Origin of the sequence: Exiguobacterium sp. KJ 601, assembly GCF_027161185.1 — a bacterium.
GTDB classification, from domain to species: domain Bacteria; phylum Bacillota; class Bacilli; order Exiguobacteriales; family Exiguobacteriaceae; genus Exiguobacterium; species Exiguobacterium profundum.
In genome coordinates this window covers 887,341-913,365 of sequence record NZ_JADHZG010000001.1, presented here as the reverse complement: position 1 = coordinate 913,365, position 26,025 = coordinate 887,341, and the positions used below count along the sequence as shown (strand labels likewise).

23 protein-coding genes and 1 pseudogene are annotated in these 26,025 nt (G+C 47.8%); 6 read left to right on the top strand and 18 right to left on the bottom strand.

All coding sequences use genetic code 11. The features are described 5' to 3' along the window. Window positions 1-125: 125 nt before the first annotated feature. Window positions 126-731, top strand: a complete 606-nt coding sequence (locus IRJ25_RS04635) for a DUF1054 domain-containing protein (RefSeq protein ID WP_214781518.1) — start codon at window positions 126-128, stop codon at window positions 729-731. Window positions 732-773: 42 nt separating this feature from the next. Here the strand turns inward: IRJ25_RS04635 and hemW are convergent, their stop codons facing one another. The 5 genes from hemW to lepA all read right to left on the bottom strand — a co-directional run bounded on the left by hemW (window position 774) and on the right by lepA (window position 7,337). Next, window positions 774-1,952 (bottom strand): radical SAM family heme chaperone HemW, encoded by a 1,179-nt coding sequence (gene hemW, locus IRJ25_RS04630; protein ID WP_269318237.1) that lies wholly within the window; start codon window positions 1,950-1,952, stop codon window positions 774-776. A gap of 43 nt (window positions 1,953-1,995) precedes the next feature. Next, window positions 1,996-3,177 (bottom strand): DUF1015 domain-containing protein, encoded by a 1,182-nt coding sequence (locus IRJ25_RS04625; RefSeq protein WP_214781522.1) that lies wholly within the window; start codon window positions 3,175-3,177, stop codon window positions 1,996-1,998. 10 nt (window positions 3,178-3,187) lie between these two features. Further along, complete coding sequence (locus IRJ25_RS04620; RefSeq protein WP_269317845.1) at window positions 3,188-4,351, bottom strand: phosphoglycerate dehydrogenase; 1,164 nt, start codon at window positions 4,349-4,351, stop codon at window positions 3,188-3,190. After that, a complete protein-coding gene (serC, locus tag IRJ25_RS04615; RefSeq protein ID WP_196430886.1) occupies window positions 4,329-5,399 on the bottom strand; it encodes a 3-phosphoserine/phosphohydroxythreonine transaminase in 1,071 nt (356 codons plus the stop codon). Before serC ends, IRJ25_RS04620 begins: the two co-directional genes overlap by 23 nt. Before the next feature lie 114 nt (window positions 5,400-5,513). Further along, the gene (gene lepA, locus IRJ25_RS04610; RefSeq protein WP_196430887.1) at window positions 5,514-7,337 is read right to left on the bottom strand and encodes a translation elongation factor 4; all 1,824 of its coding nucleotides are present in this window, start codon (window positions 7,335-7,337) and stop codon (window positions 5,514-5,516) included. Window positions 7,338-7,556: 219 nt separating this feature from the next. On the opposite strand from lepA, the gene rpsT reads away from it, so the two are divergent. Next, window positions 7,557-7,817 (top strand): 30S ribosomal protein S20, encoded by a 261-nt coding sequence (rpsT, locus tag IRJ25_RS04605; RefSeq protein ID WP_012726675.1) that lies wholly within the window; start codon window positions 7,557-7,559, stop codon window positions 7,815-7,817. Between the two features lie 59 nt (window positions 7,818-7,876). On the opposite strand, the gene IRJ25_RS04600 is transcribed toward rpsT, so the two are convergent. Then, entirely contained in the window at window positions 7,877-8,314 is a 438-nt protein-coding gene (locus IRJ25_RS04600; RefSeq protein WP_269317844.1) for a GNAT family N-acetyltransferase, read from the bottom strand. 9 nt (window positions 8,315-8,323) lie between these two features. Further along, window positions 8,324-9,334: a DNA polymerase III subunit delta gene (gene holA / locus IRJ25_RS04595; protein WP_269318236.1), complete on the bottom strand. Its 1,011-nt coding sequence runs from the start codon at window positions 9,332-9,334 to the stop codon at window positions 8,324-8,326. A 90-nt stretch (window positions 9,335-9,424) separates the two neighbouring features. On the opposite strand from holA, the gene IRJ25_RS04590 reads away from it, so the two are divergent. Continuing rightward, on the top strand, window positions 9,425-9,589 hold the full coding sequence (locus IRJ25_RS04590; protein ID WP_012726678.1) for a YqzM family protein: 165 nt from the start codon (window positions 9,425-9,427) through the stop codon (window positions 9,587-9,589). A gap of 61 nt (window positions 9,590-9,650) precedes the next feature. On the opposite strand, the gene IRJ25_RS04585 is transcribed toward IRJ25_RS04590, so the two are convergent. From IRJ25_RS04585 to IRJ25_RS04555, 7 genes are all read right to left on the bottom strand, one after another. Next, the gene (locus tag IRJ25_RS04585) at window positions 9,651-11,768 is read right to left on the bottom strand and encodes a DNA internalization-related competence protein ComEC/Rec2 (RefSeq protein WP_269317843.1); all 2,118 of its coding nucleotides are present in this window, start codon (window positions 11,766-11,768) and stop codon (window positions 9,651-9,653) included. A gap of 1 nt (window position 11,769) precedes the next feature. Next, window positions 11,770-12,354, bottom strand: coding sequence for a helix-hairpin-helix domain-containing protein (locus tag IRJ25_RS04580; protein WP_269317842.1), 585 nt, complete (start codon window positions 12,352-12,354; stop codon window positions 11,770-11,772). 223 nt (window positions 12,355-12,577) lie between these two features. Further along, the gene (locus tag IRJ25_RS04575) at window positions 12,578-14,221 is read right to left on the bottom strand and encodes a methyl-accepting chemotaxis protein (RefSeq protein WP_196430892.1); all 1,644 of its coding nucleotides are present in this window, start codon (window positions 14,219-14,221) and stop codon (window positions 12,578-12,580) included. Further along, complete coding sequence (locus tag IRJ25_RS04570; RefSeq protein ID WP_214781540.1) at window positions 14,218-15,189, bottom strand: BMP family lipoprotein; 972 nt, start codon at window positions 15,187-15,189, stop codon at window positions 14,218-14,220. The genes IRJ25_RS04575 and IRJ25_RS04570 overlap by 4 nt, the downstream gene beginning before the upstream one ends. Window positions 15,190-15,320: 131 nt before the next feature. After that, window positions 15,321-16,841 (bottom strand): flotillin family protein, encoded by a 1,521-nt coding sequence (locus tag IRJ25_RS04565; RefSeq protein WP_074036561.1) that lies wholly within the window; start codon window positions 16,839-16,841, stop codon window positions 15,321-15,323. A gap of 3 nt (window positions 16,842-16,844) precedes the next feature. Beyond that, entirely contained in the window at window positions 16,845-17,366 is a 522-nt protein-coding gene (locus IRJ25_RS04560) for an NfeD family protein (protein ID WP_074036559.1), read from the bottom strand. After that, window positions 17,366-17,764: a hypothetical protein gene (locus IRJ25_RS04555; protein WP_214781544.1), complete on the bottom strand. Its 399-nt coding sequence runs from the start codon at window positions 17,762-17,764 to the stop codon at window positions 17,366-17,368. The genes IRJ25_RS04560 and IRJ25_RS04555 overlap by 1 nt, the downstream gene beginning before the upstream one ends. A 119-nt stretch (window positions 17,765-17,883) precedes the next feature. Between IRJ25_RS04555 and rnhC the strand changes: the two genes are divergently transcribed. From rnhC to IRJ25_RS04540, 3 genes are all read left to right on the top strand, one after another. Beyond that, window positions 17,884-18,798 (top strand): ribonuclease HIII, encoded by a 915-nt coding sequence (gene rnhC / locus IRJ25_RS04550; protein WP_441316666.1) that lies wholly within the window; start codon window positions 17,884-17,886, stop codon window positions 18,796-18,798. Window positions 18,799-18,869: 71 nt separating this feature from the next. After that, window positions 18,870-19,682 carry an alpha/beta fold hydrolase gene (locus IRJ25_RS04545; RefSeq protein ID WP_078147177.1) on the top strand — a complete coding sequence of 271 codons (813 nt, stop codon included), beginning with the start codon at window positions 18,870-18,872 and terminating at the stop codon, window positions 19,680-19,682. A gap of 301 nt (window positions 19,683-19,983) precedes the next feature. Next, the gene (locus IRJ25_RS04540) at window positions 19,984-21,006 is read left to right on the top strand and encodes a PTS transporter subunit IIC (RefSeq protein ID WP_074036553.1); all 1,023 of its coding nucleotides are present in this window, start codon (window positions 19,984-19,986) and stop codon (window positions 21,004-21,006) included. A 41-nt stretch (window positions 21,007-21,047) separates the two neighbouring features. Here IRJ25_RS04540 and pheT read toward each other — a convergent pair whose 3' ends face one another. The 4 genes and pseudogenes from pheT to IRJ25_RS04520 form a co-directional block, all read right to left on the bottom strand. Continuing rightward, a complete protein-coding gene (gene pheT, locus IRJ25_RS04535; protein WP_269317840.1) occupies window positions 21,048-23,423 on the bottom strand; it encodes a phenylalanine--tRNA ligase subunit beta in 2,376 nt (791 codons plus the stop codon). A 12-nt stretch (window positions 23,424-23,435) separates the two neighbouring features. Further along, complete coding sequence (gene pheS, locus IRJ25_RS04530) at window positions 23,436-24,458, bottom strand: phenylalanine--tRNA ligase subunit alpha (RefSeq protein WP_159562521.1); 1,023 nt, start codon at window positions 24,456-24,458, stop codon at window positions 23,436-23,438. A 302-nt stretch (window positions 24,459-24,760) separates the two neighbouring features. Next, window positions 24,761-25,507, bottom strand: coding sequence for a TrmH family RNA methyltransferase (locus tag IRJ25_RS04525; RefSeq protein WP_031423182.1), 747 nt, complete (start codon window positions 25,505-25,507; stop codon window positions 24,761-24,763). Window position 25,508: 1 nt separating this feature from the next. Then, window positions 25,509-26,025, bottom strand: a pseudogene (locus IRJ25_RS04520) (M20/M25/M40 family metallo-hydrolase); the annotation flags it as partial.

The window sequence follows — 26,025 nt, the reverse complement described above, 5'->3', positions numbered from 1 at the left end:
ATATTATCACGTTCTCACTATTTGTCAATTCATACACTCGGATTTTTTCACCTTTTTTCAAGTTGGCAAACCTATGAAATGAAAATAAAAACTCATTTCGTTATGATAGAACGTGAGGTGATTACATGTTTACAACAAAACAATTTAATGTATTTAAACAAGAAGGACTCGACGAGCGAATGTCTGGCATCCGTTCGGATATTCAACCGCTCTTCCATCGGATTTATGACGAAGTCGGGCCAGGGCTTGAGGCTGATGTCGGTATCCCTCTTTATTTACATGTGGCGAAGCACGCTCGTCGGACAGTGAACCCACCTAAAGATACGTGGATGGCGATCTGTCACGACAAACGCGGGTACAAAAAACATCCACACTTACAAGTTGGGCTCTTCGACGATCGTGTCTTCATTTGGCTTGCGTTCATCTATGAGATGCCGAACAAAGACGCAATCGCGAAACACCTGCAACAAATCGATTTGAAATCAACATTCTCTGATTTCCATATCGCGGGCGACCATATGAAAAAAGAAGCGTTTCTTGTTGAGGATACGTCAAACGAAGACATTCAATCACTACTTGAACGATTCGGCACTGTTAAAAAGGCTGATTTCTTGATTGGTCGTCAACTTCCTGCCGATGCATCGATTCTTCAAAACGAAGACGCGTTCCTTGCATTAGTCGAAGACACGTTCGGTCGCCTTACACCGCTCTATCGAGATCTCGTCTTATAATAAAAAAATGGACAAATCCTCACGAAGGACTTGTCCATTTTTTTATGAATCAGCATGTTCAAGTTTTGCTTCTCCAATAAAGGCTGCAAATGCTTCATTGGCGAGTGGCAAACCGGATGCCGTTAGACGGATATGTGTACCCGTTCGTTCAATCAGTGACTTCTTCACTAACTCTTCGATGACGTGACCGAACACATCATCGAGCGACACTCCATACTTCTGTTCAAACGTCTGAAGCGAGACCCCGGAACGCATACGCAGGCCGAGGAAGAGCTCTTCTTCCATTTTTTCCACTTCTTCCAGCTCGGTCACCCGTTTCACAGGGATGCCTTCTGCTTTAATATAGTGAGGAATCGGAGCGATATTGGCGCGACGTGTCCCGTTTAAATAACTATGCGCACCGGCTCCGAATCCATAGTACTCTTCATTGCGCCAGTACACTTGATTGTGACGGCTCTCCCGACCAGGCAAGCCATAGTTGGAGATTTCATATTGTTGGAGACCATGGCGTTCAAGCGTCTCCATCACTTTCAAGTACATTTCGACTTCGACATCTTCTCCCGGTAAACGGAGCTTCCCTTTTCGATCTTGAATCGCAAAGACGGTATGCGGTTCGAGGATCAACGAATAAGAGGATACATGTTGAATCGGTAATTTAAGCGCTAGTTCTAAATCACGGTCAATTTGTTCAAGTGTTTGTTCCGGAAGACCGAACATCAGGTCAATCGAGATATTGTCAAAGCGTTTTGCCGCTTCACTTACCGTCTCGAACACATCATCCGCTCGATGCGTACGGCCGATGCGCTCCAGTCCACCATCATCAAACGTCTGGACACCGAAACTGAGCCGGTTGACGCCACCTGCTTTCATCGTATCAAGCTTTTCCGCACTCACAAAGTTCGGGTTCGCTTCGACAGAATATTCGAGGTCATCTGACGCGAGTGGCAGAAGGTGTTGGCGGACCATATCCATCAGGCGCGCCATCTGCTCCTCATTGAGCGCGGTCGGTGTCCCGCCTCCGATAAAGATGGTATCAATCCGCTCTGTCGGAAACGCCTCGAGCGTCAATACCATCTCTCGTTCTAATGCATCTAAATAATCATCAACAGGCTGATTTTTTAAAAACACCTTGTTGAAATCACAGTAATAACAAATATGTTCACAAAATGGAATGTGAAGATATACGGCTTTAGCCAATTTCGGCCACCCCTTTCTTCTCATTCCATTTATAACGCTTTTCGTCTGTTCTTTCCAGCCTGCGCCATCAATCAAATCGATGAATGAATAAACCACTCTTCAATTTCGGCTCGAACCAGGTTGATTTTGGAGGCATCTGGCCACCATCATCCGCCACGCGCATCAGTTGTGACATCGTTGTCTCATGGCACGTGAAAAGCAATCGATTTGGTACTTTAGTCAGCTTCTCTAATTCCGAGGCCGTCTTGTTCCCACCGACAAAATCGACTCTCGCGTCTGTACGAATATCCTCGACGTTGAAGTACGGCGTGAGTATATCTCGTTGTAAGATGGCAACGTCTAGCGCCTTGTCCTCTTGCCGTTTCGTCAACTGATAATATTTCCCTCGATAGGCGACTCCAAAGACGCCATGTTCTTTCGGCAGGACAAGACCATCCTCCTCATTGATCATGTATGAAAACGAGAGTCCGTCTAACATATTCTCTACCTCTTCTGGACTAATCGCTGTCAGCACGCGATGATACGGCAAAATCGTCAATTCGTCACTCGGGAAGAGGACACCTAAGAAGTGTGTACGTTCATTCTTTTGAGAACGATCCCCACCCATCCCGGAAACGACCGCTGCCGCTTTCGCACGATGATGTCCATCCGCAATGTAGATCGACGGGATGGTTGCGCCAATCATCATGACACGAGCGAGTTCACGGTTTGGAATCATGAATCCTTCATGCATGACGCCTCGTTCATCCGTGAACGAGAACAACGGGTCTCCGTCTGTCGCTTTATGTAAGATTTGCTTCAAGTTTGCATGTGGAGGATGACTGAGGAGAATGGGACCGGTGTGCGCTCGCGTCGCCCGGACATGCTCGACACGTTCCCGCTCCTTCGCCTCCCGTGTATATTCGTGAATCTTGATTCGACCGGCTTCATAATCCGCGACTGAAAAGGTGGCGACTAAACCGGTTTGCTGACGTTGTCCCGATGTCAATCGATAGACGTAAAATCCATTCGGACGTTCCGTCAACTCCTTCTCATAGAGACGTTCTAGCTCATGACGCGCCAAATCCCCCCACTTCTCAAGCGAAAGGTCGGATTGAAGTGCTTCCGGCTTATCAACTGCTAAAAAAGAATCAGGATTTTCTGAAATGACGGCTTGCGCCTCTTCAATCGATACGACATCGTACGGGTCTGCGGCGACACGTTCCGGATGCGCAGGCATATAAGGGCTGAACGGTTTAAATACGACCATAAGATCCTCCTTAAAATTCCCGGACGCGGATGACGCCCTGTATTTCATACAGCGCATGAATCGATAACGGTTCATGCTCACTGTTGTCTAAATCAATTAACGTATACGCCATCTCCCCGCGGCTACGATTGACCATGTTATCGATATTCAATCCATGTGAGGCAAGTTCTCCCGTGATTTGACCGACCATGTTCGGGACGTTTCGATGCAAGATTCCAAGACGGCGTTTACCGGTGTAAGGAAGCTCGACGTTCGGAAAATTAGCAGACGAACGAATATTCCCTGTCTCGAGATACAACTTCAGCGTCTCCACTGCTTGAATGGCACAATTGACTTCCGATTCTTTAGTCGATGCACCGAGGTGAGGCAGTGCCATGACTTGCGGATGACCAATCAACGTGTGACGGGGGAAGTCGGTCACATACAGTCCCACATGATGATGCAACGCCTTCAATAAGTCATCATCTTTCACGAGCTCTCCTCGCGCAAAGTTCAAAACAGTCATCCCCGGTTTCATCCGTTCGAACCAACTCCGGTCGATGCTGAATCGAGTCTCCTCAGTCAAAGGCATATGGATCGACAGTAAATCAACGTTGCCCAGTACCTCACTTAAATGTTTGGCACGCGTGACGTGTTTCGAAATATTCCAGGCGGCATCAACCGAGAGATGAGGGTCGTATCCGATGACATCGACCCCGAGTTGGAGAAGATCGTTGGCTAGCGACGCACCGATGGCTCCTAGACCGATAATCCCTACTTTTTTGCCTCGCAACTCCGCTCCGAGGAATTGTCGTTTTTGCACTTCCATCGCTTCTTCTAATTGCGATTGCGATGCGATAGTCTGTTCATTCACCCAATTGAGTCCTTTCACAATGGGTCGTACCGAGAGGATCATGCTCGCAAGGACGAGTTCTTTCACCGCATTCGCATTCGCACCAGGTGTATGAAACGCGACGATTCCTCGTTTCGCAAGTTGATCGAGCGGAAGGTTGTTGACACCGGCCCCTGCTCTAGCGATGGCGAGAAGATAGGGAGGGATATCCTCTTCGTGGACTTGATGACTTCTCAGTACCCAAGCATCGGCTTGATCCGATGCATTGATGACGTACTCTCTTGGCTCAAATCGTTTCAGACCAGCGGCAGCGATTTGATTAAATGTTTTGATGTGATACATGGGTTTCCTCCTCGAATGCTCTCATGACGTCGACGAGGCGTTCTGCCCCTTCTAGCGGCATCGCGTTATACAGACTTGCACGTAAGCCCCCTACCGAACGATGACCACCGAGTTCGAGCAATCCACGTTCTAAAGCGTATCGTTCAAATCGCCGATCCATCTCTTGATCTCCCGTTGTAAATGGGATGTTCGTCAATGAACGACATTCCCCCGAAACAATTGGAGAAAAGCAGGTCGACTCTTCAAGATAGGAATAGACCCTGTCACTTTTCTGATGATTCAATCGTTCCATTGCTTCGACGCCTCCGCGGTCTTCCACCCACTTCAATACACGCTCTGCTACATACATGCTGAAGGTCGATGGTGTATTGAATAACGTATCGACATGTGACCCATACTGAAGATAACTCGGCAACTCAAGCGACTGAATCAAATCCCGACGGATGATGACGACCGTCAGTCCTGCAGGTCCGATATTCTTTTGGGCTCCGGCATAAATCACCCCGAAGCGCTCCACATCGATTTGCTCGGCTAGAATGTTCGAGGAAGCATCTGCAATCAGCGGGACATCGATTTCAGGGAGATGTGTAAATCGAGTCCCTTCAATCGTGTTGTTCAGTGTCACATGGAGATAGTCCACCTCTTGGACAAGGCTCGATTCAAACGACATCTTTCCCGTCGCATCTACCAATGGGTGAATGACATCGACCTCTCCAAAGTGTTTCGCATCTTCCATCGCTTTTTTAGACCAGATGCCCGTATCCACATAAGCGAATCGATTCCGCTTCCGTAAATTCATCGGAATCATTGAAAATTGTAACGTCGCACCGCCTTGTAGCCAAAGCACAGCGTAATTCTCAGGGATATGCATGAGTCTTCTCAATCTCAATTCAAGAGAGTCGACCACACGTTCGAAAGACGCTGAGCGATGACTCGTTTCGATAATCGAAACGCCTTCATACTCAAACGTCAAAAGATGTTGTTGAATCTCTTGCATCACTTCTGTCGGTAGCATGCCAGGACCCGCAGAGTATGTATACGTCGACACGGTGTTTCCTCCTCTATAGTCTGTCTAAGGGTTTACTCTTCCTTATATGAAAGGGCATTTCCTGCCTGAAATACAAAATCGCCCTGATTCGAAAATCAGGGCGACTCAAACTCATTATTCTTCGTCCATAGAAAGAACAGACATAAACGCTTCTTGCGGGACTTCGACGGACCCGACCATCTTCATGCGCTTCTTACCTTCTTTTTGTTTCTCGAGGAGTTTCCGTTTACGTGAGATATCTCCCCCATAACATTTAGCCAAAACGTTTTTACGAAGTGCTTTAATCGTAGAACGTGCGACGATTTTAGTTCCAACGGCCGCTTGGACTGGAACTTCGAACTGCATCCGTGGAATGAGAGCTTTAAGCTTCTCAACAATGACCTTCCCACGTTCGTACGCGAAGTCACGGTGAACGATGAAGCTGAGGGCATCGACGATTTCGTTATTGAGCAAGATATCCATCTTCACGAGACGCGATTGACGGTAGCCGATCAACTCATAATCGAGAGACGCGTAGCCTTTCGTGCTCGATTTCAACTGATCGAAGAAATCATAGACGATTTCACTGAGCGGAATCTCGTACGTGATTTTGACGCGAGTCGTATCGATGTATTGCATATCGATGAACGTTCCGCGTTTCTTCTGGCAAAGTTCCATGATTGCACCTACGTAGTCGTTCGGTGTCATGACAGCCGCCTTGACGTATGGTTCTTCGATTGAATCAACCTTTTGTTGCTCTGGCATCTTCGATGGGTTATCGACGTGAATTACTTCGCCTGAAGTCGTCGTCACGTGATAAATTACCGATGGTGCCGTCGTAATCAAGTCGATGTTAAACTCACGTTCAATTCGCTCTTGAATGATTTCCATATGAAGCATGCCGAGGAATCCACAACGGAAACCAAAACCGAGCGCTTGCGACGTCTCTGGTTCAAACTCGAGTGCGGCATCTGAGAGCTGGAGCTTTTCAAGTGCCTCACGAAGATCATTGTACTTAGCCGCATCAATCGGATACAAACCACAGTAAACCATCGGGTTCATCTTGCGATAACCAGGTAGCTGACTCGTTGCCGGGTTTTTAGCAAGTGTGATCGTATCCCCGACGCGAACATCTCCTACTGTTTTAATGGATGCAGAAAGCGTACCAACGTCTCCTACGTTCAATTCTTTAACAGAGATCGGTTTTGGCGTCGACACACCGAGGTCCGTCACTTCGAACGTCTTGCCTGTCGCCATCATTTGAACTTTGTCTCCTACTTTGACTGAACCGTTCACGATACGAATCGATGCGACGACACCGCGGTAAGCGTCATAGTATGAGTCAAAAATCAGTGCTTGCAATGGTTCAGACGGGTCACCTGTCGGCGGAGGGACAAGTTCCACGATTTGTTCGAGAATCTCTTCAATCCCGATTCCCGCTTTTGCAGAAGTCGGGACCGCATCACTCGCATCGAGGCCGATGACGTCTTCAATCTCTTGACGGACCCGCTCGACATCCGCTGACGGCAAGTCGATTTTATTAATGACCGGAATGATTTCAAGGTCGTTATCGAGTGCTAAATAAACGTTCGCAAGGGTTTGCGCTTCAATTCCTTGCGCTGCGTCGACGACGAGAATCGCACCTTCACATGCCGCAAGCGAACGTGACACTTCATATGTGAAGTCGACGTGTCCTGGCGTGTCGATCAAGTGAAGAATATACTCTTCTCCGTCTTTCGCCGTATAGTTCAATTTGACGGCGTTCAATTTGATTGTAATTCCACGCTCACGCTCCAAGTCCATCGCGTCAAGCGTCTGCTCTTTCATCTCACGAGCCGTGAGTGCACCAGTCTTCTCAAGAATCCGGTCAGCGAGCGTCGACTTTCCATGATCGATGTGCGCGATGATGGAAAAGTTACGAATCTTCTTCTGACGATTCTCTAATTCTTGTTTGTTCATATATGGGTTCACCTATCCTTCTCATGCATACCGTGTCATTATATCAAAATCCTAAAGTAATGTGTACGACCTACTACAACAATACCACAGATAGTTTTCAGAATAATCATCAAGTGGTTGCTTTTCATATAACCGTTTGCTACAATTGTGCTTGTTCTGTTGAATGATTACTTGAAGTAATAAGAACATACACTTTCTTGTTTCAGGAGGTGACAAACAATGGCAAACATCAAATCAGCAATCAAACGTGCAAAAACTTCTGAAAAACGTCGTGTTGCGAACTCACAAGAGAAAGCGGCAATGCGTACAGCAGTAAAACGTGTTGATGCTCTCGTACTCGAAGGAAACAAAGAAGCTGCTCAAGAAGCTTTCGTCCTCGCTACGAAGAAGCTCGACAAGGCTGCATCAAAAGGTCTTATCCACAAAAACAAAGCAGGTCGTGATAAATCACGCCTCGCAGCTCGTATCGCTGCTCTCTAACACGCCTCGCAGCTCGTATCGCTGCTCTCTAATTAGAGATCACACGAAACAGCCGCCTCCTATTCGGAGCCGGCTGTTTTTTTGTATACCATGATGTAATGAGGACCGATCTCAGGAATGTCGAATGGCTCTCCGATTCGTGTAAGCCCATTTCGTTCATAGAAACGGACAGCCACTTCTCTCGCATTACACCACCATGAACATCCCAGCTCATCATGGAGTGCCTGTAAAAACCGAGAGCCGATTCCTTGTCCCGAAACATGAGGATCCGTCGCCATACCACGGAGTTGGAGCGGAATCCCCTCACCCTCGATTTGTTTCGGGGACAGCATGACTGTAGCGACCGATAGCACTCGATTGCCTTCAACCCAAGCGAAGTGTCGCGTCGTCGGTGCCTCATCCCCTTCAAAATAACACGTCTCAACGTCTTTTCCTGGTCTGAGCACAACATGACGGAGCGGAATCACGTCTTGAAGTGTCACTTGTTCGAATCCCATTCCCTCACCTCACAATAAGGCCAGTTGACAAACGAGCGTATCGAACACGATTTGTTTGTCACCACGTCCCGTTTTCATAGCTTCATCCGCGTCTGCAATCAAGGTCAGCGCTCGTGCGAGCTGAGCCTCGGAAAAGCCTCGGCTCGCTTGTGTCGCCAATTTGATTGTATACGGGTGGGCCCCGATTTTCGATGCGATTTGCTTTTCTCCATAACCTGCCTCTGTCAACTGTTTTGACAGGTACATGTTCCGATATTGTCTAGCAAGCAACCCGAGTAGTCCAATCAGTTCTTGCCCTTGTTTTTCTAAATCCCGAACCAATCGAAGCGCTGCATCTGCTTGACGTTTGACGAGAATCTCCGAGAGTTGAAAGACGTTATCTTCTAATGTACGGGGAACTAAATCATTCACAATCTCAATCGGAATCGTCGCACCCGTTCCCGCGTACAACTGTAGCTTCTCTAATTCACGAACCAACTTTCCCCAATCATCCTGACATAGGAATAAAAGACGCTCCATCGTAGAGCGCTCCATCTTTTGTTGTTCACGACTCAATGCATCGTTCACGTATCGCATCAGTTCGTTTTGGCTCGGTTTTTTCGCTTCGAGTACGATGGCACGCTCTTTCAAGCGCTTCACAATTTTTTTCCGCTCATCGAGTTTTTCTGACTCAACAATTAAGACAAGAACCGAATAGGTCGCCGGTTGTACGACATATTCCGCCAGGCGGTCGACATTGTGCTTTTGCTTCTCTTTCGCACCCGTTAAGAACTGGGCATTTTTCACGATAACCGTGCGATATTCACTAAAGAAAGGGACCGTCTCCGCTTCATCAAGCGCCGTATCGAGTGACGTCTCTTGAAGATCTAGTTGCATGACATCAAATTGATCACCGGATGGATTGGCCGCCTTCACGATTTCACGTTCCCACGTCTCTAACAAATATTTTTCGGTGCCATGGAGAACATAGACGCTCGCCAGTTTTCCATTATGTAACCATGGTTCATTCAAAATACACACCACTTTCACAATTTATTCTCATCTAAACATAGATTATCTTCCCATGATTCGCTATACTTATAAAGGAAGTATGATAAGGAGGGACCTAATATGCAAATCAACTCAGTACGCCCACCGAGTGAAAACCCGTTTGAAAATGACGTTCAATGCAAACGTAATGACGCCATCGACTCTGCGATCGGCTTCATCGTCCCATTTGGCTTTTTCTTCACGATTTTCTTCATCGGTGTCATCATCAAATTCTTAAGTCTATAAGTGTTCAAACGATTGCCCCGGGGGAGCAATCGTTTTTTAGTGTATCACATTTTATCCCGTACTACTCGATGATCCCCCGACACATGTTCTCTTCACAGACAATCATTCCATTCAAGTCGGTTCGATATAGACGTCTGCCCACAACCCGTCGTAACGTCTCTATGTGCGGATGTCCATATCGATTGTTCGAACCGACACTCGCAATGATCCATTCTGGATCGATTCGCTCAAGTAGTTCTTCCCCCGACGACGTGTTGGATCCGTGATGCCCTAATTTAAATACGTCGACATCAAGCGTCGGTAACTCTGCTTCTCCTTCTATCGGCAAATCTCCTGTTAATAGATACCGCATGCCACCTACGTTCATGTACAGGCTAATCGAATGATCATTTTCATCTTCGTGTGGGCGATTCGGTGCCACAATCCACATCCATGGCGTCGGCCGATCGTCTGCCTCGAGATAATGGACCGATACATCATAGGCCGCTGCTAAGTGTAGCAGTTCTTCTCGTTTTTCAGCATTCGCCACTTCTTTTGATATCCAAAGTTCTTCCACCGTCACCACTTTCAATAATCCTTCTAATCCGCCGATGTGGTCATGATCCGCATGGGTCAACAGGACAAAATCAAGCGAACGCTCCCCACGCTTCCATAAATAAGGGGCCAATACATCTTCCCCCGGGTCAAATGTGCTTCGCTTTTGTTCGTTTGGATCTTGAAATACGCCCCCTACATCAATGACACCAACCGTTCTTCCCGATTCTACGACGATTGCATCACCTTGCCCGACATCCAAGAAGGTCACCCGTGAGGATTCCGCCCATTCCGACCATCCCGCAATCAACCCACATGTCATGATGGCCGCCCCCCATCCGATCCAACGTTTTCGATTCATCAGCGTTAAGCTTCCCCACAATCCTAGCAACAATGCGATTTGCGACGGCAATGCCAGATCGTGCAACGGAAGCCAAGGTCGTAAATCATCGTGGAGGGCGAACATTCCATTGATCGCATCCAACACAATCATGAACAACGGGGCAATCGAAGGAATCAGCCATGTGACAAATGCGAGTGGCATGATGACCCACGAGATACAGATGGCCATCAAGAGATTCCATATCGGTGCCGCGACGGATAGAACCGGTTGAACTTGCCATAGAACAATCAACCCGAACAGCTGTGCGAAAATGGACAACTCCATGAGTCCTGTCCAGATTTGTCTCGTAACTAACAAAAAGAAGGTCATCCCGACCGTCAATTGGAAACCCAGATTCGTGAGAAGGAACGGTTGAACGGCCAACATGCCCGCCGCACACCAACTCAAGAGCCGAATTGGGTCTCGAACCGTCACACCGAATAGAGAGATAAAGAGTATCACATCTGCGACGACAACAGCTCTTGCGACAGGTGGAGAAAAACCAGTCATCCATCCGAATACCGTAATACTAAAGATCATCAATATCGTCTTCGTCTCACGTCGAATAGGGATCGGGTGCAACAATACGCGCATGGCCACAATCAACATGGCAATATGCGAACCGGAAATCACAAGAAGGTGAAGAAGGCCCGTCACACGATAAGAAAACGAGGTCTGTTCATCTAGCATTCGACTCTCCCCGAACAATAATGCCTCCATATATAATGCGACATCCTCACGATGACGATGCTCAATTTGTTGAAGTTGTTGTTCTTTCCAACGCAACAACCGACCGCCCCATCCTGCTGTCGGACGACACGCATCGATTCGTTTCACCTTTCCTTTGAAGGATACGTTTGAACTCAGCGCCCAATCCCGTTCATCAAATCCTCCAGTGTTTCGTAACGGTTGAAACGCCTCTACTTCGATTTGCATAAGGCACGTCTCCCCAGGTCGTCCGTGTTCTAATTCGCGTCCTCGTAAGACGCCCTGAAGATCGTCTACGTTCCCGTATAGTCTTACCGATTTCCCATTCTCTTTTCGACTTTCGATTGAGAAGGCAATCGTGTCTGACAGTAACGATTCTGTAGGGGTCGTATGGAACGATGCGATACAGATGAGTCCAATCACTCCGGCTTTCGCATACAGGCCTTGCCCACGTCGTGTGACCAGATAAAAGACAATAGCGACCACAGAGACCCAATAGAATCCTTCTTTCAGACCGGTTACAATGAGTACCGCAAACAATGGAAACAGCGGCATCTTAAGGTACCAATAAATATGGCTTCATACTTTCTAATGTCTTTTCGCCGAACCCCTTCACATCACCTAGCGCTTCATATGTTTTAAATGGGCCGTTCGCTTTCAGATGATTTAAAATCGCCTCGGCTTTGGCTGGACCAATTCCTGGAACCGTCATCAGTTCCTCTTTCGTCGCACTGTTGACATGAACACCGTTCGTTTCGACCTCAGGACTCGCTGAGTCTTGCGAAATCGGTGTTTCTCCTTTTTTCGGCACGATGATTTTGACTCCATCAACTAACAACTGTGCTAAATTTAACTGCTCTGGGTCAGCTTCATCTGTCAGGACTGCCAAAGAGAGCACATCGCCCACTCTCGCCCCTTCTGGTACGGTATATACGTTCGGAGATTCAACCGCACCTGTCACATACACAACGAGCTCCATACGCTCTGGGGTCGTGGTCGGCGTGACCTCCTCAGGTTCCATGACGAACTCGTCCACCATTCGTTGCTCCGGTTCCTTTTGATAAAACAAATAGCCCACTCCTAAAAAAAGAACGACTAGGAGACCGATGACGAGTTGTTTCCATCTTTCCAAGCGAATCACCACCCTGTTCGACTGTTACGTTCAGTATGGCGAATCAGCTGTTTCGAAACACGTCTCATTCTTCCCCACAATCTTAACTTTAGGAAATGATTTGTTTGCATGTTCCATATCGCACTCGTACATGTAACGATATTCATCGACACAATTTCTATGAACAGGTTATAGAATGACGGAAAAAACGGAGACCATCACGTGGCCTCCGTTCCTACTGTTCACTGTTCGATTATTCTTCTTCGAAATGCTGAACCTGGTCAGCGAGTGCCGCTGCCTGTCCTTCTAACTCTTGCATCAATGTAAAGATTTGATCGAAGCTTGCCTGCTGTTCTTTCATCGAGGCTGCCACTTCTTCGTTTCCTGCGGCCAACTCTTCCGTCACCCCAGATACTTCTTCAACCCGACGCAAGACGTTGTTTACCTCGTTACTCGATGTGCGCATCTCTTGTTCGATCGTGCGTACGAACGAAGCGACGTGGTCTGTCCGTTCATGGATTCGGTTGAATGCTTCTTTCGTCAATCCGAACGCTTCTAATTGCGCCTCTTGCTCGCGTTTTGACTCATTCACCGTTTCCGTCAAACGGACGACTTCTTGCTGGATCGTCTCGACGACGTGGAAAATAGAGCGAGTCGCCTTGTTGCTCTCTTCCGCCAACTTCTTCACTTCACTTGCTACGACAGCAAATCCTCGTCCCGCTTCTCCCGCACGGGCTGCCTCGATTGCCGCATTGAGGGCAAGTAAATTCGTCTGAGCCGCGACGTCTTCGACAAGCTTCGCCATCGCCTCAATCTCAGCCGTTTGTCGTGCAAAGTGGTCCATTCGCGTGACAAGCACTTCATTCCGTTCGCTTGAACGATCTAAAATGTGCTCCTGGTCCGTTAATGTTTCAATTCCAGCCGCTACTTCACGTGTCATTTCTGACGTTTCTTCCGTCGTTTGTTTCGTCTGGTTCAAGCTCGTCTCAAATGAAGTTGCCATCGTATGCACTGAGCTGAGCGTTTCTTGCAACTCATTTGCAATCGACTGTGCTCCGTGTGCCATCTCATCAACTGCGTTCGTGATGTTAGATGTCGTACTCACGACCGCTTCATTTTCTGCTGCGGCTGTTTCGGTCATCCCGTTCACTTTCATTGATGTGACTCGGATTGACCCGATCACCGTCTGAAGAGACGCCGTCATCTCACGCATGGCACGTTCAAGACGTCCGATTTCATCATTGCGCGTCGACTCAGGCAACGTGACGAGACGTCCGGCTGCAATCGCTTCGGCCACCTTGACATTTTTTTCGAGTGGTCGAGTAATCGAACGGGCAAAGAAGAAGTTATAGATTCCGAGCGCAAGAATGACAAGAATCGTCAAAAGGACCGAAATCAACAAGAGACGTTCCGTCTCATTTGCCGCCTCTACTTGAAGCGCTTCATAGAATGAACCGTTCTTTGCAATCAACGTATTGATATCATTTAACAAACCTTCTAGTTTCGCTGCCTGGATCCGAGCTCCGATACCACCTTCAAGTGCCGACTCGACATCTTCGTTCACCTGTTCGTACTTCATCGTGGCACGGTCTAAATGATTTGAAAATGCCGGAATCAAATAAGACTGTTTTAAATCATCAAATGTTTCCGCGTTCGTCACACGGATGCGCTCTAGTTGAGTCAATGTAGATTGGTTCGACTGTTCGCCAAGTGACGTCCAGAGTGACTGCTCTTGTAAGAGTGACGTTTCAAGTTGAGACAATTCAATCATTTGACTCCCATATTTCTCGTTATACGTTTGCAAGCGATTCAAAGTAGACAAGACATAACTCATCATCAGTACGACTAAGATGACAGTGAACACAGTTGAGAAGATAAAACGTTTACGTAAACTCATTTAAGTGTTCCCTCCTTCAACTGGCGTTCTACTGATTCATACTCTGATGTTTCTTTTTCATCCCATTGAATGCGACGAAGTGGGGCCAAGCCTACGCCACCTTCCTCAATTCCAAGAATGACATGTTCATTAAACGGTTTTTCGGTCACACGACCCGCGATTTCCACAATCGCCAAATCGACTTGTTTCAACATCGACGTCACAACCGCATCCGGTGCAATCATCGATTGATCACTATCGACCCCGATTGCCTTGACGCCGTATTTTTCAGCCGTCTCGAGTACACCGACTCCTGTAAGTCCAGCTGCAGCATACAGAACATCTGCTCCCGCTTTAATTTGTTTCTCAGCGAGTTCGCGACCGAGCTCTGGTGAAGCAAAATCATTCGAGAAATCAACGAGCATCTCGACATCTTCGTTCACCGCTTTAGCGCCACGTTCAAATCCTGCTTCAAATTTTTGAATAAGTTCCATATCCATCCCACCGATAAATCCAATCGTATCGGACTCTGTCTCAAGACCAGCCACTGCGCCGGCGAGCGTACTTCCCTCTCCCTCTTCGAACGTGATACTCAAGACGTTCGGAAGTTCGGACACGCCATCGATCAAAGCGAATTGCTGTTCCGGATGTTCAGCCGCTACGGCCTCTAAGTCTTCTTGACACGCAAAACCGAGACCGACAATTACGTCATGTCCCTCTTTTACCAATTCTTCAAAACCAACTTTGTATGTCTCCGTTTCGGATAGTTCACGATAATCAACGAACCAATCGCCCGTTTCACGTAGCTCACCCATTCCACGCATAGCTGCGTCACTGAACGATTGGTCCCCGAGACCAACGTCAGATAGAACAACTCCCATCGTCTGTCGTTCATCGACAGTGGCACTTGGATTGTCGATAACTGACTGACAACCGGACAACCAAAGGGTGCAAGCCGTGATTGTACTGAGCATTATACTTTTCTTCATATATTCAATACTCCCTCTCTCTAATGGTCTGACAACACTTATATCGACCGAGAAAGGGTTATTCTACATTATTTTTTTTAAAAGTTGTGGCAATAAAAAAAGCCATAGACATCGTCCATGGCTTCTTACACTTATTCTTTTGAAGCAGCAACCGTTGTATCAGCTAATTCACGCTCCGGTGTAGGAGCTGTTGCAACGTTCCCTTTCCCCGCAAAGTTCTCGAGCAAGTCTTTCATATCAATGCCCGAAGAAGCTTTTAATGTTTGTTGAAGCGACGCCATGAGGTCGGTTGCGTAACCTGTCACTTTCCCGGCACCGCCGTTTTGACCGCTCCCCGTGTCGACGACCGTAATTTGATCGATGTTTCCAAGTGGCGATGCAATTTCTTTCGCATAATCAGGAAGCATCTTGACGACCATATCGAGAATCGCAGCCTGCCCGTATTGCGCGAAGGCTTCGGCAATCTTCTCTTTCGCTTCCGCTTCGGCAAGACCGGTCAAGCGGATAATTTCAGCTTCTGCCTCACCTTTCGCACGTTCAGAATCCGCTTCTGCAAGACCTGCCAAACGTACGCGTTCCGCATCGGCTTTCGCCTGTGCTTCAATACGATACTTCTCTGCATCCGCACTTGCGATTTGACGTGCCTTATCCGCAGCGGCAGACTGTTCAATCGAGTATCGATCCGCATCGGCTTTTTTCTTCACTTCTGAATCATATTGTTTCTCACGACGCATGATTTCTTTCTCTTCGAGCTCGATTTGCTTTTGACGCTCGATGATTTGAACTTGCATCTGTTGTTCAGTGACTTCTTGTTTCGCACGCGCTTCCTCAAGCTCATACGCTTGGTCGGCCCGCGCTTTGGCAACATCTTGCTCACGGCGATAAGCCGCAATCCGAAGTTGGTTCTCTTTCTCAGCTTCCGCGATTTCAGACGCACGCTCAAGCTCGGCCTTCTTCGCATCTTTCATTGCTTCCGCCTGTTTGATGCGCGTCTCTTTATCCGCTTCTGCTGTCGCGATATCAGCATCACGCTTCACTTGGGCGATACGCGGTTTCCCTAGCGATTCCAAGTATCCGTTCTTATCTCGAACGTCTTTGATGGTGAATGATACGATGACTAGCCCCATCTTCGCTAAGTCTTGTGATGCAACTCGTTGAACTTCTTGCGAAAACTTGTCACGGTTCTTATAGATTTCTTCAACGGTCATAGAACCTAAAATCGAGCGCAAATGGCCTTCTAACACTTCTTTTGCTTCATTTTCACGTTCAATCTTCGGTTTTCCGAGGAACTGCTCAGCCGCTGTCGCGATTTCACTGATCGATCCGCCGATTTTAATGATGGCTGTTCCGTCCGCCATGACCGGGACACCCTGTTCTGTATACACTTCAGGTGTCGTGACCTCTAATTTGCTTGAGAGCAAGCTGAGCGGTTCTGCTTGCTGGAATACTGGGAAGACGAACGTCCCGCCGCCACGAATGATTTTGACGCGGTTACCGGATGTATCGCTATGTACATTTTTCTTGCCTAAATAACTACCTGTCACAATCAGTGCCTCATCTGGTCCGACTGTGCGATATTTTAGTACGAATACAAACACAAGTGCGAGGATGATGACCCCGACGATAATGCTGACTAAAATAGCCGTATTCATGTGTTATATCTCCTCTCGAATTGTAGGTTCGTCATATGGCATGACGATTGCGATATTGCCTTTTACTTCAATGATAACTACCCGACGATCTGTCGAAATCGATGTACCGTCTAAGCTTTGAGCCGTCTTTAAAAGCGATCCCGTCACTGTCTCAATCAAGACTTCACCGTATCCGCCTTCAGGAATGGGCACGGTCAATCGTCCGACACGTCCAACTAATGCCTCATCCGTCAAACCAATGGACTCTTCCGCATTTGAGAGCGGTAAGAGAACAAACAAATAGAGAAGCGTCGTCAGAGCAAGAGACCCGATCAATGCGACAGCGAGCCCAATCATCGGGGAAACGTGAGCCAATGCGTTTAAGATGAGCCCAATTCCTGCCCCTAGTGCTAAGAAAGATAGGATGACTGCAGGGTTGAACCAACCTTCAAACATATCGAACGCATCGGAAAACATCATGTAAATAAAGGTTCCAAGACCAGCGATGATCAACACCCACCAATAAAGTTGATCGATTGCCTCCATTACCACCCCTCCTGTCGACGTTTTTGTTCCATCATCAGTACGCGTCGAAGTTGTTCGACTTCTAATGCAAGCCGATCTTCAATTTCATCCCACTCCGACAGTGATGAAGTGGATAAGTCGTTCACTTCTCGAACTCGACCAATGGAACGTTCAATCCGTCGCCGATTGTATATGTCGACAAGTTCTTGTCGTTCGAGTCGCATCCTGTTTAAAAAATATTCCACTTCTTTTTGAACTTGAACGACTTGATCCGTCACGCCCTCAGAAGAATCTTGCATCAGTAGCCGACGCACTCTCACTTGATGAGCTACTAATTTAGCAATTCTCGACTCGAGTTCGAGAATGTGCTTGTATAATTCCTCTACCTCATCTCGTTGCGTGTCATCGCGCCACCACACGTCCACCTCACCTCACTTTTCTCTACTCACCTCCATATACGATAAAACCTCATCTTCGGTTTCAAAAAATCATAAAAAAATGTAAAATGAATTTGCCAGACAGAAAGGAAGTGCTCATGTTGGGCAACCAAGTCATTAAGCTATCAACCGCATCACAAGAAAAACTAAAAAAGATGTACCATGAGTATGCAGTCGCGCCACCACTATATGCGACATTCAGCGCCAAGACACCGGGATTTGTCGTAACGGTTTATCAATCAGGGAAAGTGATGTTCCAAGGAAAAGATGCTGAGACCGAGGCAGTGAAATGGGGACTACCTGCTGAGAAGAAACAAGCATCCGCACCGAACACCCTCTTACCTGAAGGATTTTCAAGTTGGTCTGTCATTGGAAGCGACGAGGTCGGAAAAGGAGACTACTTCGGACCACTCGTCGTCGTAGCGGCTTTTGTCTCACGCGATCAAATCGCACTCGTCAAAGAACTCGGCGTGAAAGATTCAAAACAGTTATCCGACCCTGAAATCATCCGGATTGCAAAAGATTTACACGCTACGATTCCCTATCAAAAAGCAACACTGCATAATCCAACATATAACAACATGCAACGGACGATGACACAAGGTAAAATGACCGCCATCGCCCATAATGCTGCACTTCGAGCGTTACTTGAGAAAATCGGACAGAAACCCGATGCCATTCTCATCGATCAATTCGCAGAGAAGTCGGTATACTATCAACACTTGCGGGCAGAGCGGGATATCGTGCGCGACGATGTCTACTTTTCAACCAAGGCAGAAGGTCTTCATGTCGCCGTCGCAGCTGCTTCCATTTTAGCTCGCGCCTTCTTCTTAAAAGAAATGGACAAACTAAGTAAACAAGTAGGATTGACCCTCCCGAAAGGGGCAGGAGCAAAAGTCGACCAAGTCGCCGCTCAAATCATTCGAGGTCATGGACAGGATTATTTACAAAAGATTGCTAAAGTCCATTTTGCGAATACAAAGAAAGCCATCAACTTGAATGAACGTCGTTTGTAGAGCTTCGACATCAAGTATGATATACTCGTTTTACGGTTAAATGAACTTAAAATTTTTGGAGGATAGCGTTCATGTTGCATTATAAAACCTACACGATTAGTGATGACCATCCTTGGGTCATCTTTATACATGGGGCCGGAGGAAGTTTATCGCATTGGTATCGCCAACTTCGTCCCTTCCGTAAAAAATATAATGTCCTGCTCGTCGATTTACGCGGTCATGGCGGTTCATACGATGCTGAACAGTCGCTCAAACAACCATTGAATGCCTATACGTTTGATGTCGTTGCCAAAGACGTGATTGAAGTCATGGATCACTTAGGTATCGAAAAAGGGCACATGGTCGGTCTTTCTTTAGGGACGATTGTGATTCAGGCGATGTTTGAGCACTATCCGGATCGAATCGCATCAGTCGTCCTCGGCGGAGCCATTGTAAAATTTAATGTGCGCTCCACGTTGCTCATCCGACTTGGTAGTCTCGTGCAAAACTTCGTCCCCTATATGTGGTTATATAAATTATTCGCATGGATTTTACTCCCGAAGAAGCGTCACAAGAAGTCTCGGATGATGTTCGTCCGCGATGCGGCGAACTTATGTCAACGTGAGTTTATCCGTTGGTTCAAGATGACGGAAAATATTAATCCTTTATTGAATCAGTTCACTTCGATTCAAACGAACGTCCCGATTTTGTATATTATGGGTGATGAGGATTATATGTTTCTTGAAGCTGTCGAGCGGACAGCGAAACATCAACCGACAGCCAATGTTGAAATCGTTGCAGACTCTGGTCATGTGGTCAATGTAGACCAACCCGATCAATTCAATGCATTGTCGATGAATTTTATCGACGATCAGATTCAAGCACGCTCATTACAAATGAGCTAATTCAGGACGCCACTGGGCTTCCTGAATTTTTTTGTGTTTATTTTCAGAAAATATTGATTATTACAAAAATAGATGGTATTCTTTAGCAAATCCAACGAAGAGGAGATGCTCGAAATGTCCAATCCCGTACATATGAACAGCCTGCTGATTATTATTCGACTGAGGGACTGAAATCGTTTTGTTTTCAAAAAACGACTTTTCAGGCCCTTGTTCCCGTGGTAATCGGACAGGCGCCTGCAGGTTGAAACCGCGCCTATCCTTGATGGATAGGTTTTTTTGTTGACATAAAGATATAGAGGAGATGATGGAAGTGAAGCAGTATATGATGGATCGAATGGTAAAAATTTCAGCAGGTATGGCAAATGCCGTACTCGTCACGCTCGGTGTCGGTTTATTGATTGAGACAATTGGTAATTTGAGCGGAATCGCGATGCTCGTACAGATTGGACAAGTCGCCAAATCATTGTTGGCACCTGCTTTAGGCGCTGGCGTCGCGTTTCAACTCGGAAGCAACACGCTCATCCTATTTAGCGCCATGATTGCTGCAACCATTGGCGGTGCAGCTTTAAAAGCGTCAGAAAGCGGACTCGTCCTCGTTCCAGGTCAACCGATTAGCGCACTGATTGCAGCGGCTGCCGCTGTATGGCTCGGAAAACGTGTCCTCGGCAAAACAAAGTTTGATATGATGGTCGTCCCGGTCACAGCCGTTTTAGGTGGCGGCATTGTTGGGGTTGCTGCGGCAGCGGTCACGACTCCTCTTATCAACTCAATCAGCCAAGGGATCACCGCATCTGTTGAAACTTCACCGATTGCCACATCTCTTGTCATCGCACTTGTTTTCAGTGTCATGCTCATGTCGCCTGCATCATCTGCCGCACTCGCCATCGCGCTTCAACTTGACCCTGTCGCTAGCGCCGCTGCCTTGATCGGTTGCTCTGCTCAATTTGTTGGATTTACCTTAATGGCATATCGTCAAACCGACCCAGGTGGATTGGTCGCCTCATTCTTTGTCACACCGAAAGTGCAGTTTCCGAATATCATCAAAAACCCACGAATCGTCGTCCCACCGTTTATCGCCGCGATGATTTCCGCACCGATTGCTACTTTGATGTTCTCACTCCAAGTCCCATATGAAATTGCGGGTCTCGGGCTCAACTCCTTGATTGCCCCGCTTCAGATTTTAGCGGTCCAAGGGTTGGATGCCTTTCTCATCTTCACGATGACCGGCGTCGTACTCCCTGCACTCATTACATGGGCTCTTTATCGTGTGACGAGTCTTGTCGGATGGACCAAGTTCGGCGATCTCGCACTTGAGATTCAATAATAAAAGGAGCGTTGTCACATGTGGACAACGCTCCTTATTTTTTACGCTCGAAGTTCAGCGCCGTGTGTCGCACGGACCGCCTCAACGATCGTTTCATATGCTGCCGTTACTTCTTCATCTTGTAACGTTCGTGACGGGTTTTGGAACTTGAGTGAGAAGGCAATCGATTTCTCATCCGCTCCAACATTCTCCCCTGTATAGACGTCAAACAAGACGAGGTCAATCAAGAGTGGACCAGCCGCTTGGCGAATCGTTTGTTCCACTGTCCCAGCCGGAATCTCACGTGATAAGACGAGTGCCAAATCTCGTGAAATCGAAGGATAACGTGGTACGTCTTGATAAAGAAGTGTCTCGTCTCCATGAAGTGCCAATAGGTCGAGTTCGAATACATACACTTCCTTCATACCGTAGACGTCTTTTGATGTTCCTGGATGCACTTGTCCGACATATCCGATGACCTCTCCGGCCATCAAGATGTTCGCTGTGCGACCTGGATGCATGTCAGGCATCGATACCGCCTCATACGTGACATCTAGGCGAAGCGTTTGGACTAACGTGTCGACAATCCCTTTTGCGACGAAATAGTCGACCGGGACCCGTGTTCCTTGCGAACGATGGTCCATCCAAAGACCTGTGACAACGCCGGCCACCCGTTCTTTCTCACGCGGTAACGTTTCTCCGTGCTCCGTATAGACGCGCCCTGTTTCATAAAGTGCGACGTTCGATTGTTGACGCGCCGTGTTGTAGCGCGCTGCCTCCAACAATCCAGGGATGAGCGACGTACGAAGGACAGAGCGTTCTTCACTCATCGGCATCGCCAATCGGACGAGCTGATCGTCTTTTCCACCGAAACGTGTCGCATGCGCCTCACTCGTTAACGAGTAAGTAATGGCTTGTGATAAGCCGACTCCTTGTAACAAACGACGTGTCTGTCTGCGCAGTACGTTGATTGCTGGCAAATACCCTTTCGATTGTGAGGCAGGTAACGTCGACGGGAGACTATCATATCCGTATAGACGTGCCACTTCTTCTGTGATGTCAGCCGGAAGCTCTAAATCCGGACGGCGCGATGGAATGTGTACTGTCAGCACGTCATCCCCTTCTGTCGCGAGACCGAGACGCTCTAAGATGTGAACGATTGTCTGACGATCGAGTGTCATCCCTAAACGCTTGTTTATATAGTCAATCGACACTTGGATTTCTCGGGCACGTGATTCGGCTTCACCTGAACGCACCGCATCATGAATGGCTCCTCCACCGAGTTCGACAATCAATTGCGCAGCACGGTCAAGCGCGAGCATGACACGTTCTGGGTCAACGCCTTTTTCGAAACGAGCGCTTGAATCTGAACGAAGACCGAGCGTACGGCTCGTCTTGCGTACGGATGCCGGATCAAAGTACGCTGACTCTAAAACGATATCTGTCGTTGAAAGATCTACCTCTGTATTGGCACCACCCATGACGCCTGCGATGGCGACCGGGGCTTGCCCGTCCGTGATGACCATCATCGATGAATCGAGCGTGCGCGTCACGTCGTCGAGTGTGACCATTTCTTCTCCATTTTCGGCTTGACGGACCACAATCGAGTTGCCGAGTTTCTTCGCATCGAATGCGTGAAGCGGTTGTCCGATTTCAAGCATCACGTAGTTCGTCACGTCGACAATGTTGTTGATTGGACGGACACCTTCTGCGATCAAGATATTCTTTAGCCATTGTGGCGACTCTGCAATCGTTACCCCTTTGACTTCACGAGCTGCGTAATATGAACAGTTCGGTGTCGCAAGTTCGATAGATACCTCCGATGGTGATGATGACGTGACATCTGCCGTCGGCAACGTGTATGGACGTTCTAAGATGGCCGCAACCTCATGAATGATTCCATAGAGGCTCAAGCAATCTGAACGGTTCGGAGTCAAACCGAGTTCGATGACTTCATCGTCCAAGTCGAGTAAATCGAGCACATCTGCTCCGACTTGTACGGATTCACGGAATGTGTGGATCCCATCCTGCTCGTCTTCCCGAATTTGTTTCTTCTCAAAGCCGAGCTCTTCGAGTGAACAAATCATCCCTTGTGATTCGACACCACGAAGTTTTGCTTTTTTGATTTTTAGTCCTGGTAAGCGTGCGCCAACTTTGGCCACGATCACATGTTGCCCTTCGCGCACGTTCGGTGCGCCACAGACGATTTGAACAGGGTCACATTCTCCGATGTCCACTTTCGTCACGTTTAACTTATCCGCTTCCGGATGTTTCTCACATGAAAGGACCCGTCCGACGACGATCCCAGAAAGTCCTTCCCCACGATTTGTCACACTTTCGACTTCGATTCCGTTCTTCGTAATCAAGTCACCGAGCGCTTCGCCGCTTAAATCGGATACATCAATATATTGATTCAACCATTTTTTTGAAAGTAACATCTGTCTTCCTCCTTAGAATTGCTCGATGAAACGTAAGTCATTTGTGTAGAAATGACGGATGTCATCGACGCCGTGTTTGAGCATCGCCATACGCTCCACTCCGATTCCGAATGCGAATCCTGACACTTTTGATGAGTCATAGCCAGCCATCTCTAAGACATGAGGATGGACCATTCCGCCTCCGAGAATCTCGATCCAACCGGTTCCTTTACAGACGTTACATCCTTTCCCGCCACATTTGAAGCAAGAGATATCGACTTCGACCGATGGTTCCGTGAACGGGAAGAAGCTTGGACGAAGACGAATTTCGCGCGTTTCACCGAACAACTGCTTCACGAACACTTCGAGTGTCCCTTTTAAGTCAGCCATCGAGATGGATTCATCGACAACCAATCCTTCGATTTGCATGAATTGATGCGAATGCGTCGCATCGTCTTCATCACGACGATACACTTTACCTGGACAGATGATGCGAATCGGTTTTCCGTTCGCCTCCAACATCGTGCGAGCCTGTACGGGAGATGTATGAGTACGAAGCAACGTCTCTTCCGTGATATAGAACGAGTCTTGCATGTCTCGTGCCGGATGATCTTTCGGCAAGTTAAGCATTTCGAAGTTATAGAGATCGGTCTCGACTTCAGGACCTTCAGCAATCGTATATCCGAGTCCAACGAACAAATCTTCCATCTCGTCGATGATTTGTTGCAAGAGATGGCTATGGCCAGGAGTCGATGTCCGTCCCGGGAGTGTCACATCAAGCGTTTCCGCTTTTAACTTTTCCTCTAATTCAATCGCCTTCACTTCTTCGATTCGAGCATCGAGTGTGCTTTGAATCGCGGTACGAACGGTATTGGCCAACTCACCGATGACCGGACGTTCCTCAGCAGATAATTTACCCATGCCACGAAGTACTTCAGTCATCGGTCCCTTTTTCCCTAAATATTTGATGCGGACGTCATTCAATGATTTTTGTGTGGATGCTTGTTTGATTTCTTCTAACGCTTCCACTTGTAACTGTTCTAATTGTTCTTTCATATGTTCGCTTCCTCCTCTACATAAAAAAGTCCCTTCAGTCGTTGACTGAAGGGACGAATCATCGCGGTACCACCCTACTTGGCCAATTCATGGCCCACTTGAGAGCATCGTTATCGTGATGCCAAACCGGTGTTGTCTCCAACACGACTCCAGAGTGAATTCAGCGACGAATCCGGCAAAGGCTCTCAGTCACGGCCCTTGCTCCCTGAACGGAATCGGTCATTCGCTTACTATGTTCTTTCAACGTCATATCTTATTCATCGATGTGTTTAACCTATCACGTTTTTCACGTGCTGACAAGATTATTGTAAAGCGATGCGATACATTAAAATACCCGCAGCGACCGCCGCGTTGAGCGATTCTGCATCACCAAGCACCGGAATATGCACACGTGTGTCACAGAGTGCCAATACATCAGCATGAACCCCTTGTGCCTCATTCCCGATGACGAGGGCCACTTTGTCTTCGAATGCAACTTGCTCATACGATGTTGCCTTTGAGAGAGCTGTGCCGTAGACGTGGAATCCATCCTCTTTCAGCTCAGGTAACTTTTCAAGCAAGTCGACCGAGGTCACGTTCACGTGAAACAGTGAACCTTGTGTGGCACGTACGACTTTGGCGTTGAACGGATCGACCGTACCTTTCCCGAGTAACACCGTATCGAATCCGGCAGCATCTGCTGTCCGAATCATCGTACCGAGATTACCCGGGTCCTGTACTCGGTCTAGTACGAGTACTTTCTTCATTTTTCGTTCCACCGGTGTCATCTTGACAACGGCAAACACGCCTTGGGTCTTTTCCGTTTCGGAAAGAAGGTCCGCAACGTGGTCGGATAACTCGAGGACTGGCATATCTTCAAGTCGCCACGTTCCTTTTGGTGAATACGACTCAGCCATGATGAGTTGGACGAGTCGACCGGCACGAATGGCCTCGTCCACCAAATGCTCTCCTTCTACTAGGAATTGACCCGTTTCTTGACGACCTTTTTTCGTCATCAATCGTTTTAATCGTTTAATCGTCTCGCTCTTCGTAGACGTAATCTTCGTCATATTATCCCTCTTTCAACCATTGGACCGTTTCGTGGTCTAAACGTTTCGTCAATGCGACAACGAGTTGTACCGCTGCCTCGTAATCATCCTTATGGATGATGGACACGTTCGTGTGTAAATAGCGGACCGGCACTGTCAATGCGATGGCCGGCATCCCAATCCCAGAAAGATGGAATCGCCCAGCATCTGTGCCACCGCCTGGCGTTAAGTCCAATTGATATTTGATGTCTTGCTCTTTGGCCACGTCAACGATGAGGTCGACAAGGCGTGGGTTCGTGACGGTAGTCGCATCAAAGAAGATGACTTGAACCCCGTCCCCGAGTTTTGACAACCCTTCTGCTTGGGTCATCCCCGGCGTATCACTTGGAATGCCTGTATCGACAGCAATCGCGACATCCGGGCGAATCAAGTTGGCAGCGGTCACCGCTCCACGTAACCCGACCTCTTCCTGTACTGTCGCTCCTGTATACACGACGCCTGGGAACGATTCTTCCTTCAGACGTTTTGCTGCTTCGATG

Bases quoted from the DNA above. Each gene is read 5' to 3' on its own strand.
- IRJ25_RS04635 (WP_214781518.1), top strand. From the start codon at position 126: ATGTTTACAACAAAACAATTTAATGTATTTAAACAAGAAGGACTCGAC.
- hemW (WP_269318237.1), bottom strand. From the start codon at position 1,952: ATGAGAAGAAAGGGGTGGCCGAAATTGGCTAAAGCCGTATATCTTCAC.
- IRJ25_RS04625 (WP_214781522.1), bottom strand. From the start codon at position 3,177: ATGGTCGTATTTAAACCGTTCAGCCCTTATATGCCTGCGCATCCGGAA.
- IRJ25_RS04620 (WP_269317845.1), bottom strand. From the start codon at position 4,351: ATGTATCACATCAAAACATTTAATCAAATCGCTGCCGCTGGTCTGAAA.
- lepA (WP_196430887.1), bottom strand. From the start codon at position 7,337: ATGAACAAACAAGAATTAGAGAATCGTCAGAAGAAGATTCGTAACTTT.
- rpsT (WP_012726675.1), top strand. From the start codon at position 7,557: ATGGCAAACATCAAATCAGCAATCAAACGTGCAAAAACTTCTGAAAAA.
- IRJ25_RS04600 (WP_269317844.1), bottom strand. From the start codon at position 8,314: ATGGGATTCGAACAAGTGACACTTCAAGACGTGATTCCGCTCCGTCAT.
- IRJ25_RS04590 (WP_012726678.1), top strand. From the start codon at position 9,425: ATGCAAATCAACTCAGTACGCCCACCGAGTGAAAACCCGTTTGAAAAT.
- IRJ25_RS04585 (WP_269317843.1), bottom strand. From the start codon at position 11,768: ATGCCGCTGTTTCCATTGTTTGCGGTACTCATTGTAACCGGTCTGAAA.
- IRJ25_RS04575 (WP_196430892.1), bottom strand. From the start codon at position 14,221: ATGAGTTTACGTAAACGTTTTATCTTCTCAACTGTGTTCACTGTCATC.
- IRJ25_RS04570 (WP_214781540.1), bottom strand. From the start codon at position 15,189: ATGAAGAAAAGTATAATGCTCAGTACAATCACGGCTTGCACCCTTTGG.
- IRJ25_RS04565 (WP_074036561.1), bottom strand. From the start codon at position 16,841: ATGAATACGGCTATTTTAGTCAGCATTATCGTCGGGGTCATCATCCTC.
- IRJ25_RS04560 (WP_074036559.1), bottom strand. From the start codon at position 17,366: ATGGAGGCAATCGATCAACTTTATTGGTGGGTGTTGATCATCGCTGGT.
- IRJ25_RS04545 (WP_078147177.1), top strand. From the start codon at position 18,870: ATGTTGCATTATAAAACCTACACGATTAGTGATGACCATCCTTGGGTC.
- IRJ25_RS04540 (WP_074036553.1), top strand. From the start codon at position 19,984: ATGATGGAAGTGAAGCAGTATATGATGGATCGAATGGTAAAAATTTCA.
- pheT (WP_269317840.1), bottom strand. From the start codon at position 23,423: ATGTTACTTTCAAAAAAATGGTTGAATCAATATATTGATGTATCCGAT.
- pheS (WP_159562521.1), bottom strand. From the start codon at position 24,458: ATGAAAGAACAATTAGAACAGTTACAAGTGGAAGCGTTAGAAGAAATC.
- IRJ25_RS04525 (WP_031423182.1), bottom strand. From the start codon at position 25,507: ATGACGAAGATTACGTCTACGAAGAGCGAGACGATTAAACGATTAAAA.